At 65.9% G+C, this 14,027-nt stretch carries 14 protein-coding genes and 1 tRNA gene; 2 read left to right on the top strand and 13 right to left on the bottom strand.

From position 1 onward, the window contains the following. The first annotated feature begins 632 nt into the window (after positions 1–632). Complete coding sequence (locus tag ABB30_RS12455; protein WP_152980731.1) at positions 633–986, top strand: ANTAR domain-containing protein; 354 nt, start codon at positions 633–635, stop codon at positions 984–986. 4 nt (positions 987–990) lie between these two features. Here ABB30_RS12455 and ABB30_RS12450 read toward each other — a convergent pair whose 3' ends face one another. The 9 genes from ABB30_RS12450 to ppsR form a co-directional block, all read right to left on the bottom strand. Continuing rightward, positions 991–3,342, bottom strand: coding sequence for a Tex family protein (locus ABB30_RS12450; RefSeq protein ID WP_057638638.1), 2,352 nt, complete (start codon positions 3,340–3,342; stop codon positions 991–993). A gap of 73 nt (positions 3,343–3,415) precedes the next feature. After that, positions 3,416–3,631: a hypothetical protein gene (locus ABB30_RS12445; protein ID WP_057638637.1), complete on the bottom strand. Its 216-nt coding sequence runs from the start codon at positions 3,629–3,631 to the stop codon at positions 3,416–3,418. A gap of 109 nt (positions 3,632–3,740) precedes the next feature. Next, positions 3,741–4,208: a hypothetical protein gene (locus tag ABB30_RS12440; protein ID WP_245626504.1), complete on the bottom strand. Its 468-nt coding sequence runs from the start codon at positions 4,206–4,208 to the stop codon at positions 3,741–3,743. Beyond that, positions 4,195–5,271 (bottom strand): class III poly(R)-hydroxyalkanoic acid synthase subunit PhaC, encoded by a 1,077-nt coding sequence (gene phaC, locus ABB30_RS12435; protein WP_057638636.1) that lies wholly within the window; start codon positions 5,269–5,271, stop codon positions 4,195–4,197. The genes ABB30_RS12440 and phaC overlap by 14 nt, the downstream gene beginning before the upstream one ends. A gap of 3 nt (positions 5,272–5,274) precedes the next feature. Then, positions 5,275–6,264: a poly(R)-hydroxyalkanoic acid synthase subunit PhaE gene (locus ABB30_RS12430; protein WP_057638635.1), complete on the bottom strand. Its 990-nt coding sequence runs from the start codon at positions 6,262–6,264 to the stop codon at positions 5,275–5,277. 50 nt (positions 6,265–6,314) lie between these two features. Beyond that, a complete protein-coding gene (locus tag ABB30_RS12425; protein ID WP_057638634.1) occupies positions 6,315–6,929 on the bottom strand; it encodes a CDP-alcohol phosphatidyltransferase family protein in 615 nt (204 codons plus the stop codon). An 88-nt stretch (positions 6,930–7,017) separates the two neighbouring features. Continuing rightward, positions 7,018–7,506 (bottom strand): NUDIX hydrolase, encoded by a 489-nt coding sequence (locus ABB30_RS12420; RefSeq protein WP_057638633.1) that lies wholly within the window; start codon positions 7,504–7,506, stop codon positions 7,018–7,020. Positions 7,507–7,579: 73 nt separating this feature from the next. Beyond that, the gene (locus ABB30_RS12415) at positions 7,580–8,038 is read right to left on the bottom strand and encodes a DUF1249 domain-containing protein (protein WP_057638644.1); all 459 of its coding nucleotides are present in this window, start codon (positions 8,036–8,038) and stop codon (positions 7,580–7,582) included. Between the two features lie 59 nt (positions 8,039–8,097). Beyond that, positions 8,098–8,931, bottom strand: coding sequence for a posphoenolpyruvate synthetase regulatory kinase/phosphorylase PpsR (gene ppsR / locus ABB30_RS12410; protein ID WP_057638632.1), 834 nt, complete (start codon positions 8,929–8,931; stop codon positions 8,098–8,100). A gap of 138 nt (positions 8,932–9,069) precedes the next feature. Here ppsR and ppsA point away from each other — a divergent pair, with 138 nt between their 5' ends. Then, on the top strand, positions 9,070–11,445 hold the full coding sequence (gene ppsA, locus ABB30_RS12405) for a phosphoenolpyruvate synthase (protein ID WP_057638631.1): 2,376 nt from the start codon (positions 9,070–9,072) through the stop codon (positions 11,443–11,445). Positions 11,446–11,614: 169 nt separating this feature from the next. On the opposite strand, the gene orn is transcribed toward ppsA, so the two are convergent. The 4 genes from orn to ABB30_RS12385 all read right to left on the bottom strand — a co-directional run bounded on the left by orn (position 11,615) and on the right by ABB30_RS12385 (position 13,973). Beyond that, on the bottom strand, positions 11,615–12,190 hold the full coding sequence (gene orn, locus ABB30_RS12400; protein ID WP_057638630.1) for an oligoribonuclease: 576 nt from the start codon (positions 12,188–12,190) through the stop codon (positions 11,615–11,617). Positions 12,191–12,241: 51 nt separating this feature from the next. Continuing rightward, positions 12,242–12,769, bottom strand: coding sequence for a tRNA adenosine(34) deaminase TadA (gene tadA / locus ABB30_RS12395; RefSeq protein WP_057638629.1), 528 nt, complete (start codon positions 12,767–12,769; stop codon positions 12,242–12,244). A gap of 52 nt (positions 12,770–12,821) precedes the next feature. Next, positions 12,822–12,911: transfer RNA gene (locus ABB30_RS12390), tRNA-Ser, on the bottom strand. Positions 12,912–12,977: 66 nt separating this feature from the next. Next, on the bottom strand, positions 12,978–13,973 hold the full coding sequence (locus ABB30_RS12385; RefSeq protein WP_057638628.1) for a LysR family transcriptional regulator: 996 nt from the start codon (positions 13,971–13,973) through the stop codon (positions 12,978–12,980). Positions 13,974–14,027 lie beyond the last annotated feature (54 nt).

Genomic DNA, 14,027 nt, shown 5'->3' with positions numbered 1-14,027 from the left:
TCGGTAGACGCAGCGGACTCAAAATCCGCCGCCCTTAAAAGCGTGTGGGTTCGAGTCCCACCTTCGGCACCAAGAACAAACAAGCCTCTGATTTGCAAGGAAACCTTGTATATCAGGGGCTTTTTTGTGCCCTGCACTACCGTTTGTACTACCAGCTGTACTACATGCCACCCCGGAAGTACCTCAGCCAGGGCTGATCGCATCGGCCGCCACAGGGGCACCTATCGGCTGCTCCTTGGGGAGCGGAGAGGCTTTTTCAGGCACTTGAATCATCGTTGTCGCTGGCCAACGGTGCCGTCCACATCAGACTGACGAGGAACGGGCCGGCGGGCTATCCGACGAAATCCCGAGCCGTGCAGTTGGCCCTGAGCAATGGGAAGAGGCTGCGAAACCAGGATCCACCTGGCCCGGGCAAGGGCATCCTCGTGATGCGGTGCCCTTGAGGTATGCGGCAATTGCGCTGTTTACATTGCTGATGCGTTACGTCCAGCACCCCAGCTGGCGGCGTCGCCATGGGGCAAAGCCGTGCTCCCGGCATCACGCGTCAACTTTCCGACGGCATCAAGCCTTCACATCGCTTTTGTTCCCATTCTCGTTGTTTACGGGGAACACGATGTGTCATGGGGGCTTGTTTGCATCTGCTCATAGTGGAAGGGGATCCATCCAGCAGCTTCCTGCTGTGCATGCAGCTCAGGCATCTGGGCTACGGCAACATCACGGTCAGCCACACCTATGCCGATGCCAACGAGCGGCTGTTCGCCCAGCCGCGCCCGGAACTGGTGCTGATCGACCTGCCACATGAGCAGGCGGGCACCGTGGCCCCGCTGGCCACGGCGATCCGCCAGCTGGGGATCGACTTCATCACCTTGATCGGGTGCGACCCGCCTGCCCTGCCGGCGGCCTATGACACCACCATCCTGCTCAACCGGCCACCGGGGATGAGCGACCTGATCGACGCCATCACCCTGGCCCGCCGTTACAGCTGAGCCCTCATCCCGGCTTGTTGCCACGCGCCTGGGCCAAGGCCAAGGCCAGCGCCCCGGGCGCTGCGGCCGGGGCCTGCGGTCTGGCGCGCTGCTGATCACCTGCGCGCCTGTCATCGGCCCGGGCACGCGGCGGGCGGTTGTCGGCACGTGGCTGGCCAGCTGCATCGGCAGCACTTTGTGCACGACAGCTCAGCGCAATGCGCTTGCGCGCCACGTCCACTTCGACAACACGCACCTTGACCACCTGCCCGGCCTTGACCGCCTGGCGCGGGTCCTTGATGTAGCCCTCGGCCAGCTGGGAGATATGGACCAGGCCGTCCTGATGCACGCCGATATCCACGAATGCACCGAAGGCGGCCACATTGCTGACCACCCCTTCCAGCCACATGCCGACCTTGAGGTCGGCCAAGGTCTGCACGGATTGATCAAAGCGGACGGTGACGAATTCCGGGCGCGGGTCGCGGCCGGGTTTCTCCAGCTCCTGCAGGATGTCGCGCACGGTGGGCAAGCCGAAGCTGGCATCGACAAAGCGCGCCGGATCGATGCCACGCAGGGTCTGGCGGTCACCGATCAGCTGCTGGATCGACTTGCCGCAGTCATCCAGGATCCGCGCTACCAGCGGGTAGGCCTCCGGATGCACGGCCGAGGCATCCAGCGGTTCATCGCCACCATGGATGCGCAGAAAGCCCGCGCACTGCTCATAGCAGCGCGGGCCCAGGCGGGCCACCTTGAGCAGGTCGCGGCGGCGGCGGAAAGCGCCGTGGGTATCACGGTGGGCCACGATATTGGCCGCCACCGTGCTGTTGACCCCGGCCACATGCTCCAGCAGGGCCGCCGAAGCCGTGTTGACGTCCACGCCAACGGCATTGACGCAGTCCTCCAGACGCGCATCCAGTGACTGCGCCAGCTGGTTCTGGTCCACGTCGTGCTGGTACTGGCCCACACCGATGGCCTTGGGTTCGATCTTGACCAGTTCGGCCAGCGGATCCTGCAGGCGACGGGCGATGGACACCGCACCGCGCAGCGATACATCCAGCTGCGGCAATTCATTGGCTGCCAGTTCGGAGGCCGAGTACACCGATGCCCCCGCCTCGCTGACCACCACCTTGCGCGGCCGCGTGGCGGCCGGCAGGGCCGTCAGCAGCTCACTGACCAGGGTGTCGGTCTCGCGACTGGCCGTGCCGTTGCCGATCGCCACCAGGGCCACTTGGTGGCGCTGGCACAACTGCTCCAGCACCGCCAGGGACTGTGCCCACTGCCGGCGCGGCTCGTGCGGGTAAATGGTGGCGGTATCGAGCAACTTGCCGGTGTCATCGACCACGGCCAGCTTGCAGCCGGTGCGGATGCCCGGGTCGACCCCCAGCACCACCTTGCGCCCGGCCGGTGCGGCCAGCAGCAGGTCCCCCAGGTTGGCACTGAACACGGCAATGGCCTGGGCCTGGGCCTGTTCGCGGGCGGCGGCCAGCAGCTGGGTGGACAGGTTGCCATGCAGGCGGTCCTTCCAAGCCCGCTCGCAGCCGGCCCACAGCCAGGCATCGGCGGGCCGGCCGCGCGCGGCGACCCCGGCATGCCGGGCCAGCAGGGCGATGGCTTGGCTGGTGCCCTGCTCCGCATCACGCCCGGGCACCAGTTCCAGCCGCAGCAGGCCTTCGCGCTCGCCGCGCAACAGCGCCAGCAGACGGTGGGAGGCAATCCCGGCCAGGGTCTCGTCATGGGCAAAATAGTCGCGGTACTTCTGCGCTTCGTGTTCCTTGCCGCGCAGCAAGCGCGACTGCAGCACGGCCTGCTGGGCAAACCAGCTGCGCAGCGCTCCGAGCAGGCCGGCCTGCTCGCTCCAACCTTCAATCAGGATATGCCGCGCCCCTTCCAGGGCCGCAGCGATGTCGGCAACCCCGCGCTGCGCATCCACATATTGGCCGGCCAGCTGCTCCGGGCTCTGCTGCGGCTGTGCAAGCAGGGCCTGGGCCAAGGGCTCCAGGCCGGCCTCGCGGGCCATCTGGGCGCGCGTGCGCCGGCGCGGCTTGTACGGCAGGTACAGGTCTTCCAGCAAGGCCTTGCTGCCGGCCGCGGCGATGCGCTGGCGCAATCCCTCCTCCAGCTTGTCCTGTTCCTGGATGCTGGCCAGGATCGCGGCGCGGCGCTGTTCCAGCTCGCGCAGGTAAATCAGGCGTTGTTGCAGGGTGCGCAGCTGGCCGTCATCCAGGCCGCCCGTGGCTTCCTTGCGGTAGCGTGCAATGAACGGCACGGTGGCGCCATCGTCGAGCAGGCGCGTCGCCGCCATCACCTGGGTGGCAGTGGCGTTGACCTCGCTGGCCAGCTGGGCCGTGATGGTGTGATCGGTTGCCGGAATATGCATGCGGAGCAGGACGCAGGAAAACCCCTATTGTCCTGCTCCGCGAGCGATGGCGATAGCCATCGTGTGCACCGCTTCAGCGGTAGTGGTGGTGCAGTTGCTTGATCAGTGCTTCTTCGTGCAGGCCTTCCAGGGCCATGACCCTGATCCGGCCAATGCCATTGAGCTCCATGGTCTTTTCCACGTAGATCTCCCTGCCCTGCTGTCCATCGGCCTGAAGCTTGCGCAGGCCATAGGGCATCATCCCCCGGGTACCGTCCTTGCTGCCCCCGACGTAAATAACGTGCGTCATGGGTGAATCTCCTGTCGTGCGATGTTGCAGGCGCAATGATCCCGGATAGGTCCTTAAAATTTTGTGTCAAAAACCTGAGAACAATGTCAGCGCAGGCCAAAACGTGCGCTCAGTCACGCGCCCATGGCCACCAGCCACGCCCGGTCAGGGCATAGCGGTCGGCAGCACGCTCGAAACGGTTGGCCGCGCTGATCCCGCCGCACAGCAGGTACAGCGGCCCGAAAGCCAGGCCCAGCACCATGTACTGCAGCACGTGGGCGCGCTCGTGGTCGCCCAGACGCATCATCGGCTGCCGGCACCACCCGGCTCGGTGGGCGTAGGTGGTGCAGGCCACATCCAGGTCCTGACCGGTGGCCAGGATCACATTGCCGAAGGTGATGGCCCCGCCCGGCCCCCATGGATAGCCGATGAAAACCACCGCCAGATCACGTTGGCTCCAGCGTGGCCGGGCCCCGCGCGGCATCGCGGCGAGGCCGCCGAGCAGGCCGATCACGCTATTGGGCAGGGTCCACAGGGCGCCCAGGGTGTAGCCTGCCGCCCGCAGAAGCCAGCGCAGACGGCCGCTAGCGGCGGGCACGCAGCCATCCGTCAATGCAGGCCGGCACCTCGCGCTGGGCGCGGGAAGAGACATAGATGCCGATATGGCCACCGGCAAAGCTGTGCTCGCTGTAGTCGCCGGTGCCGACCAGGCCGGCCAGCGCCTGCGAGGCGGCCGGCGGGACCAGGTGGTCCTGCTCGGCATAGATGTTGAGCACCGGCATGCACACCCGCGACAGGTCCACCGTGCGGCCGTCAAGCTCGACCGTGCCGTGGACCAGTCCATTGGCCTGGTAGAACTGCTTGATGAACTGGGCAAAGGCCGCACCGGCCATGTCCGGGGAATCGAAGATCCACTTTTCCATGCGCAGGAAATCCGCCAGGGCCTGACGGTCATGCAGGATGTCGAGCATGGCCACGTATTTGTGCAGGTTCAAGCGGAACGGCTTGAGCATCAGGTAACTGATGTTCATCAGGTCAGCGGGAATGTTGCCCAGCGTGTCCACCAGCAGGTCCACATCCAGCGCCCTTGCCCACTGGCCGAGCATGTTGCCCTCGCTGTGGAAGTCCACCGGGGTGACCATGGTGATCAGGTTGCGCACCCGCGCCGGCTCCAGGGCCGCATAACACAGCGAGAACACTCCCCCCTGGCATACGCCGAGCAGGTCGATGCTGCCCTGGCCACTGGCTGCGCACAGGTGGCGTACGGCGCCATCGATGTAGCGCAGCACGTAGTCATCCACCTGCAGGTAGCGGTCACCGCGGTCCGGATAACCCCAGTCCAGCACATACACATCGTGCCCCAGCGCCAACAGGCGCTGGACCAGCGAGCGATCCTGCTGCAGGTCGATCATGTAGGGCCGGTTGACCAGCGCATACACCACCAGCAGGGGCTGGCGTGCCGGTGTCTGCACCCCCTCTTCGGCAAGGAACCGGTACAGGCTGACCTTGCCGTCCTGCCAGACCTGCTGGCGCGGGCTGACACCGACACTGACCTCGCCGACCTGCGGCAGGATCTGCAGGCCCTCGGCCAGTTGTTGCTGGAGCCTGGCCGTCTCCGCGGCCAGCGCCGCCAGGTCAAAGCCCAGGGGGCTGCGTGCCATGGCTCAGCCCTTGTCCGTACGACGCGCGCGGCGCTTGCTGCCGGCCGTGTTGGCCGCCGATGCGCCAGCCGCCGTCCTGGTGGCGGTTTTCGCCTTCGGTACCGCGGTCGTAGCGCTGCGGGCGGGTTTGCCCTTCGCCGCGGGCGACGGAGCTGTCTTGCTGGCTTTCTTGCTGGCCGTCTTGCTGGCAGCGGCGCGGCGCGGCTTGGCGCCGGTACCAGCGGCCGGCGCGGCCTGTGCGGCCAGCAACTGACGCACCTGGCGCTCCAGCGCATCGATACGTGCGTAGGCCTGGTCCAGCTCGCGTCGGCTGGCGATGCCCAGCGTCGCGTAGACGCGCTCGGCCTCGCCCTGCTGGGCCTGGATCAGCTGCATCTGGGCCTGGTTGAGCTGGCCCAGCAGCTGGGCAAATTCCTCGCCCATGGCCACCTGCTGCCAGGCGTTCTCGGCCGCCTCCACCCACAGGTCCAACAGGGCGCGGGCGTCAGCCAGAGGGCGTTGCTCATGGGCGCGCAGCAGGCTTTCAAACTGCTCCAGAGCCAGTTCCCGGATCCGGGTCAGCAACGCCTGCCAATTGGCGAACCCGGCCTGGCTCTGGCGATGCTGCTGGGCCAGCTGTTGCCAGCGCTGCAGGTGCTCGCGCAACGGGCCGAAGGCCGGTTGGTCCAGCCAGTCGCTACCGGCCTGGGCCCAGGGGGGCTGGATGCCATCAAACAGGTTGCCCAGCGGCAGGCTGTCCGGCCACAGGCCCTGCTGCAGGATCTGCCGCCAGGCCTGGACGATGCCGGCACTGTCCAGGCCCTGTTCCAGCGCCTGCCGTGCCAGTTGATGGATGGCCTGCAGCCAGGGGCCGCCGGCCAGGCTGCCCAGGCCATCAGCGCCCGGGGCGCCCCCGTTACCCGCGGCCTGGCCGATGGCGCGCAGCCAGGCACTGAAATACTCATGGAGCTGGCGCTGCGTGGAATCGTGTGCGTGGCCCGTATCGTCGATCATTGCGGCGCTGAGGAAGGCAAAGCCCGATCATAGCAGCGCCGGGGCCCGGCTCAGGGCTTGGGGATGCGCAAGGTCTTGCTGATCATCAGGCTGCCGGACACGGCGAACAGCAGCACCAGCGGATGCAGCTGCCACGGTCCCAGCTGCCACACCCCGCCCCACAGCTGCTGCCCCAGCGCGCCCTGCCAGGCGGCAATGGCCAGCACCACCACCAGGGCCAGGCTGCTGGGAATCGGCGTGCCTTCGAAATACGGCACCTTGTCATCGGCGCCGGACAGGGCCTCGGCGGTGACGTTGTAACGGGCCAGGCGGCTGACCCCGCAGCAGACGAAGAAGCTCAGGATCAGCCAGTCCCAACCGCCCTGCATGCCGCAGGCGTAGGCCAGCGCGGCCGGGGCAACGCCGAAGGAGATCACATCGGCCAGTGAATCCAGCTCGCGCCCGAGGGTGGAACTGGTCTTGCGCCAGCGCGCAATGCGCCCGTCCAGCGCGTCGAAGATGAAGGCCAGCGGGATCAGTGCCATGCCCAGCAGCAGCTGGCGCACCTGGCCGTCCTGGCCATAACGCAGCGCGGCAAACACCGCGCCGGTACCGCAGAAGGCATTACCCAGGGTGAACCAGTCAGCCAGCTGGAAATCACGCAGCATCGAGAAGTGACGTTTCATGGCAGCTCACGCAACAAGAATGCCCACAGGGTAACCCCTGCGCCGTGTGCCGGGTGTGGCGCAGGCCCGCAGCGACGCAACGGCCCGGTTACAGGCGGCTGTATTGCCAGGACTGCATCTGCCCGCCGCTGTAGGGCATCACCCCGTGGAACGGGCGTGCATCGTCATCGAACACCAGGGGCAGGAAATGGCGGTCGCCCTCCCACATCGGCAGGGTATGCAGCTGTTCGCGGTCCACCCATTCCAGGCTGCCTTCCGGGTTGGACTGCAGCGGGGTGCCGGTGTAGCCGTCGATCAGGAAGATGAAGCCCAGCCAGTCTTCGCCGCCCTTGCCGAAGCCGGGCCAGCTGATGGTGCCGCGCAGCTGCATCGAGGTGACCTCGATACCGGCTTCCTCGGCGATTTCGCGGCGCATGCCGGCAGCCACGTCCTCATCGCGTTCGATCTTGCCGCCCAGGCCGTTGTACTTGCCCAGATGCTGGTCGCCGGGGCGGGCATTGCGGTGGATCATCAGGACCTGGCGGCGGTCCGGCGAAAGGACGTAGCCCAGGGTGGCCACGATCGGGGTGTAAGGCATGGAAGGCGCTACCGGGTGACAAGCCCACAGTATGACCGCAAGGCCGCCGCCTGTGCCCGGCTACGTCTACGGCTCAACCAGCGATGCGCCCGGCATCCAAGGGTGCCGGCAGGCTGCGCTGCAGCGTGGCCACGCCATGGCCCTGCGCGGCCAGGTAATCCAGCCATTTGCCCAGGAAGGTGTTCATCCGCACCCGGTGGCCGATGATCCGGCGCGCCGGTGCATCCAGCCCGATCACATCCTGCCAGCGACGGCCCACATAGCAGTGGGTGGCCTCGGCCAGGCCGGCATCGTGGTAGAGGCGGATGTGCGCCGACGGGTCCGGGGTGCCGGTCAGCGGGTCGCACAGCAGGTAGCTCAGGCGCAGCTCCTGGGTGTAGCGGTGGTTGGCCAGCACTTCCAGGCGTACATCCAGGCCATCGCCGACACGGGACAGGTACACGCCATCGGCCAGCGCCTGCGGCGCAAACAGGCGGCGCAGCTGGCGCAGGTTCTCCTCCTGCAGGCCGATCAGCCAGCCCAGCCGGCTCATCGAGGGCACCAGGCCATGGGCCCGCGCCGGCAGGCTGTGGGCAGTGTTGGCCGGCAAGCTCAGAGCATCCCGCGGTTCAGGTCCAGCGAGGTCATCACCTTGCTGGAAATTTCCTCGATCGAGGTATGGGTGGTGCTCAAGGTGGGGATGCGCTCCATGCGCAGCATGGTTTCTGCTGCGGCGACCTCGCGCTTGCAGGTCTCCAGCGCGGCGTAGCGCGAATTGGGACGGCGCTCCTGACGCACCTGGGCCAGCTTTTCCGGGTCGATGGTCAGGCCGAACAGCTTGTTGCGGTAAGGGCGCAGACGCGGCGGCAGGCGATCGTGCTCCAGGTCTTCGTCGGTCAACGGATAGTTGGCCGCACGGATGCCGTAATGCAGGGCCAGGTAGATGCAGGTGGGCGTCTTGCCGGCGCGTGAGACGGCCACCAGGATCACATCGGCGTCGTCGTAGTTGATCGCCACCCCGTCATCGTGGGTCAGGGCGAAATTCATCGCATTGATGCGGCGGTGGTAGCGCTCGAAATCCACGATGCCGTGCGCCTGGCCGACCCGGGCCATGTGCCGCGCGTCCAATTCAGCTTCCAGGGTGGCGATGGAGGGCCCCATCACGTCGATCACCAGCGCCCCGCTCTCGCGCAGGCGCGCGGTACGGCTGGCGTCCACGCAGGAGCTGATCACGATCGGGCGCACGTTGTAGCGCTCGGCGGCCAGCACGATGCGGCTGCAGGCGTTTTCGGTCTTGGCCGGGTCATCGATGAAGGCCAGCCGCTCGGTGATGAAGTTGAACCCGGAGAACTGGGTCAGCAGGCTGTGGCCAAGCGTTTCAGCGGTGATGCCGGTGCCGTCGGAGACATAGAAAACCGGGCGGATCGGCAGCGCATCAAGGCTCATGTGAAGTCACCGATGAAACGAAACGGAAAGCATGCACAGTAACTTGTTTCAGTTCGGTGTGCACTGCATCATATGCGCACTTTTCCTACGGACGTGGCCAGCAGCCCACCCCGGGTGATGGCACAACGGAGCATCGCGTTGAACGAGAACATCCTGTGGTTGCATGAGCTGCGCCTGGCCGATCTGGCCCGCGTGGGTGGCAAGAACTCCTCGCTGGGCGAAATGATCGGCAACCTGGCCGGTCTGGGCGTCTCGGTGCCGGGCGGTTACGCCACCACCTCCGATGCCTTCAAGGCGTTCATCGCCCACAACAACCTGTCCCAGCGCATCTTCGACAAGCTGGCCACGCTGGATGTGGAAGACGTTGGCGCGCTGACCGTGGCCGGCAAGGAAATCCGCAGCTGGGTCATCGACGCCCCCCTGCAGCCGGAACTGGACGCCGACATCCGCGCCGCCTATGCCCAGCTGTGCGCCGAAAACGGCGGCGGTGAGGTGGCCGTGGCCGTGCGTTCGTCGGCCACTGCCGAAGATCTGCCCGATGCGTCGTTTGCCGGCCAGCAGGAAACCTTCCTCAATGTGACCGGTGCCGAGGACGTCGTGCACAAGGTCAAGGAAGTGTTCGCCTCGCTGTACAACGACCGCGCCATTGCCTACCGCGTCCACCACGGCTTCAAGCACGAGGACGTGTTCCTGTCGGCCGGTGTGCAGCTGATGGTGCGCTCGGGCGTGGGTTCGTCCGGCGTGCTGTTCACCCTGGATACCGAATCCGGTTTCCGCGACGTGGTCTTTGTGACCTCGTCCTTCGGCCTGGGCGAAATGGTCGTGCAGGGTGCGGTCAACCCGGACGAGTTCTACGTCTACAAGCCCACCCTGACCGCCGGCAAGCCGGCGATCCTGCGCCGTTCGCTCGGCTCCAAGGCCATCCGCATGGTCTATTCGGACGTCCCGGGCGAGCGCGTGCGGATCGAGGACACCCCGGCGGCGCTGCGCAACACCTTCTCCATCTCCGATGAGGACGTGCAGGAACTGTCCAAGCAGGCCCTGATCATCGAAAAGCACTACGGCCGCCCGATGGACATCGAGTGGGCCAAGGACGGCGTGAGCGGCAAGCTGTTCATCGTCCAGGCCCGCCCGGAAACGGTGAAGTCGCGCGCCAAGGCCACCCAGATGGAGCGTTACCTGCTCCAGGGCACCGGCCAGGTGATCGCCGAAGGCCGTGCCATCGGCCAGAAGATCGGCGCCGGCGTGGCCCGTGTGGTCCGCTCGCTGGAAGACATGGACCGCGTGCAGCCGGGCGATGTGCTGGTGGCCGACATGACCGACCCGGACTGGGAACCGGTGATGAAGCGCGCTGCGGCCATCGTCACCAACCGTGGCGGCCGTACCTGCCACGCGGCGATCATCGCCCGTGAGCTGGGCGTGCCGGCCGTGGTCGGTACCGGCAATGCGCTGGACCTGATCAGCGACGGCCAGGAAGTGACCGTGAGCTGCGCCGAAGGCGACACCGGCAACATCTATGCCGGCATCCTGCCCTTCGAGCGCATTGTCACCAACCTGGACAACATGCCGCCGGCCCCGCTGAAGATCATGATGAACGTTGCCAACCCGGAACGTGCGTTTGACTTCGGCCAGCTGCCCAACGCCGGCATCGGCCTGGCCCGTCTGGAAATGATCATCGCCGCACACATCGGCATCCATCCCAACGCGCTGCTGGAATACGACAAGCAGGATGCCGAAACCAAGGCCAGGATCGACGCCAAGATTGCCGGTTACAAGGATCCGGTGAGCTTCTACGTGGACCGTCTGGCCGAAGGCATAGCCACCCTGACCGCCTCGGTGGCACCGAACCCGGTGATCGTGCGCCTGTCCGACTTCAAGTCCAACGAGTACGCCAACCTAGTCGGCGGCCCGCGTTACGAGCCGCACGAAGAGAACCCGATGATCGGCTTCCGCGGCGCCAGCCGTTATGTCGATCCGTCCTTCACCAAGGCCTTTGCCCTGGAATGCCAGGCCGTGCTGCGCGTGCGCAACGAGATGGGCCTGGACAACCTGTGGGTGATGATCCCGTTCGTGCGCACCCTGGAAGAAGGTCGCAAGGTCATCGAGGTGCTGGCTGAAAACGGCCTGCGTCAGGGCGAGAACGGCCTGAAGGTCATCATGATGTGCGAGGTCCCCTCCAACGCCCTGCTGGCCGACGAGTTCCTGGACATCTTCGACGGCTTCTCGATCGGCTCCAACGACCTGACCCAGCTGACCCTGGGCCTGGACCGTGACTCGGCCATCGTTTCCCACCTGTTTGACGAGCGCAACCCGGCGGTGAAGAAGATGCTGTCGATGGCCATCAGTGCCGCCCGCGCCAAGGGCAAGTACGTGGGCATCTGCGGCCAGGGCCCGTCCGATCACCCGGATCTGGCCGAATGGCTGATGGCCGAAGGCATCGAGTCGGTGTCGCTGAACCCGGACACCGTGGTCGACACCTGGCTGCGTCTGGCCAAGACCAAGGCCCAGGGCTGATCCCTAGCCCGATGTCAGCGTCAACAAGGAGCCCCGCGCAAGCGGGGCTTTTTGTTGGACGCAAATTAGGAACGAGGAACGAGGAAAAGTTTCGCGCCGGCGGCTTGTGCGGGCAACAAAAAACCTGCGCGAAGGCAGGTTTTTGTCGATTCACCGTATGGGATGTTGTTTATTCCGGCTTGGGCAGGCCGGACAGCTCGCCCATGAACTGACGGTAGTGCTTGAGCTCGTTGATCGAGTCATGCACATCGCTCAGCGCGGTGTGGCTGCCCGTCTTGACCACGCCGGCCAGTGCCTGCGGGTTCCAGCGCCGGGCCAGTTCCTTGATCGTGGACACGTCCAGGTTGCGGTAATGGAAGTAGCGCTCCAGGCGCGGCATCTGGCGATGCAGGAAACGGCGGTCCTGGCAGATGGTGTTGCCGCACATCGGCGAGGCACCGGCCTTGATCCATTCGGCCAGGAAGTTGACCGTATCGGTCTCGGCCTGGGCCAGGCTGATCTGGCTGGCAAGCACGCGGTCCCACAGGCCCGAACGGCGGTGCTGGCCGCGGTTCCACTCATCCATCGCCTCCAGCCGCTCCAGCGGGTGGGCAATGGCATATTCCGGGCCTTCGGCAAGCACATTGAGCTGGCCATCGGTGACCACGGTGGCGATTTCGATGATCGAATCGTTGTCGGTATCCAGACCGGTCATTTCCAGATCGATCCAGATCAGCCGGTCCAAATTGGGCTGCAGGTTGCTCATTGCGTCGCCTTGTCAAAACCAAGAAGGCCGGCATCGCGGCCGGCAAGCGCCCTATTCTACGCCGCCGCCATCGCTGTGGCAGTGGCTGGCAGGCAGCGGCAGCAGCGGACGCCCGCGTTTGGCCCGGAAGTAGTTGCTCAGGGTGACGCTGGCCAGCTCACCGAGAACGCCCGATGTCACCGTCACCTTGTGGTTGTGGCGCGGATCGCCGATCAAATCGAACACCCCACCGCAGGCGCCGGTCTTGCTGTCGGCCGCGCCGAACACCAGGCGCTTGACCCGGGCATGGACAATGGCCATCGCGCACATCGCGCACGGCTCCAGGGTCACGTACAGGGTGCAATCGATCAGGCGGTGGTTGCCCAGCACCTGGCCGCCGACACGCAGGGCCATGATCTCGGCATGCGCGCTGGGGTCATGGTCGATGATGTTGCGGTTGTAGCCTTCCCCGATCAGTTGCCCGTCCGGGCCCAGCAGCACCGCCCCGACCGGGATCTCGTCGTGTTCGCTGCGCGCACGCTCAGCCAACGCCAGGGCCTGGCGCATCCAGTGCAAATCGGTGCTGTGCTGATCGCTCATCGCGCTGTCCTGTGCATAGCAAAAAGGCCCCAGCACGCTGGAGCCTTTCAACTGGCGGAGAGAGTGGGATTCGAACCCACGGAAGGTTTGACCCTTCGCCGGTTTTCAAGACCGGTGCCTTAAACCGCTCGGCCATCTCTCCGTACGGATGCCGAAACAAAACAGGCATCAAGCGGGTGTGCGATTCTCGCACGAAAAGCGTAAAATTTCAGCCGGCATCCACGTTCATTGCAGCCAACAACGAGACCGGCGGGCGCTGCTCGCGCAGTTGCTCGCACTTGCCGCCGCAGTCCAGGCGCGAAGACTCGAGCATGTCCGGCAGGTGCTCGGCCAGGTAGTCGATGAACACCCGCACCGCCGGCAGCAGGCCGCGGCGCGAGGCAAACACGGCATGGCAGATACCCTGCGGCAGGCGCCAGCCCGGCAGTACCACCTCCAGCTCGCCACGGCGTACCGCATCGGCGCACACGGTCTCCGGCAGCATGGTGATGCCGAAGCCATCCTTGACCATGGCCTGCAGCAAGGGGAAATCGAAGCCGGACAGGCGCGGCTGCAGATCGACCCGGCGCACCTGCCCTTCCGGTCCATGCAGCTCCCAACGCTGGCGCGCCTCGTCCTCGCTCGAGCTCAGGGTGACATGCTGCTCCAGCTCCTCCGGCGATTGCGGGCGGCCGGCGCGATCCAGATAGCCCGGACTGGCCACCAGCAGCTCCTGCACCTGGCCGAAGCTGCGCATCACCAGCGAACCATCATCATCCAGGCGCGAGCGCACGCGCAGGGCCACATCCACCCCTTCATTGATCAGGTCGACGCGGCGGTTGGTGACATTGAGCTGGATGCGTACCTGCGGGTGGTCCTTGAGGAACTGCGGCAACAGCTTGGGCAGCTGCATCTGCGCCAGCGAGACCGGCACGCTGACCCGGACCAGGCCACGCGGCTCGGCACTGAGGCGGTCCACCACCTCGCGCGCCGATTGCGCCTCTGCCAGCATGGCCTGGGCATGGCGGTGCACGTTCATGCCCACATCGGTGACGGCGAAGCGGCGGGTGGAGCGCTGCAGCAGGCGTACCCCCAGTTCGGTTTCCAACTGGCTGATGCGCCGGCTCAGACGCGACTTGGGAATGCCCAGGGCTCGCTCGGCCGCAGCGAAGCCACCATGGTCGACCACCATGGCGAAGTAATACAGGTCGTTGAGATCGGTCATGGTGGCGCTGTCAGGACAATTGGATGAATTGGAACAGCTTGATGCTGCGCATGC

The sequence above is a fragment of the Stenotrophomonas ginsengisoli genome, from assembly GCF_001431485.1.
Taxonomy (GTDB): Bacteria; Pseudomonadota; Gammaproteobacteria; order Xanthomonadales; family Xanthomonadaceae; genus Stenotrophomonas; species Stenotrophomonas ginsengisoli.
This window is presented reverse-complemented; position numbering and strand designations above follow the sequence as displayed.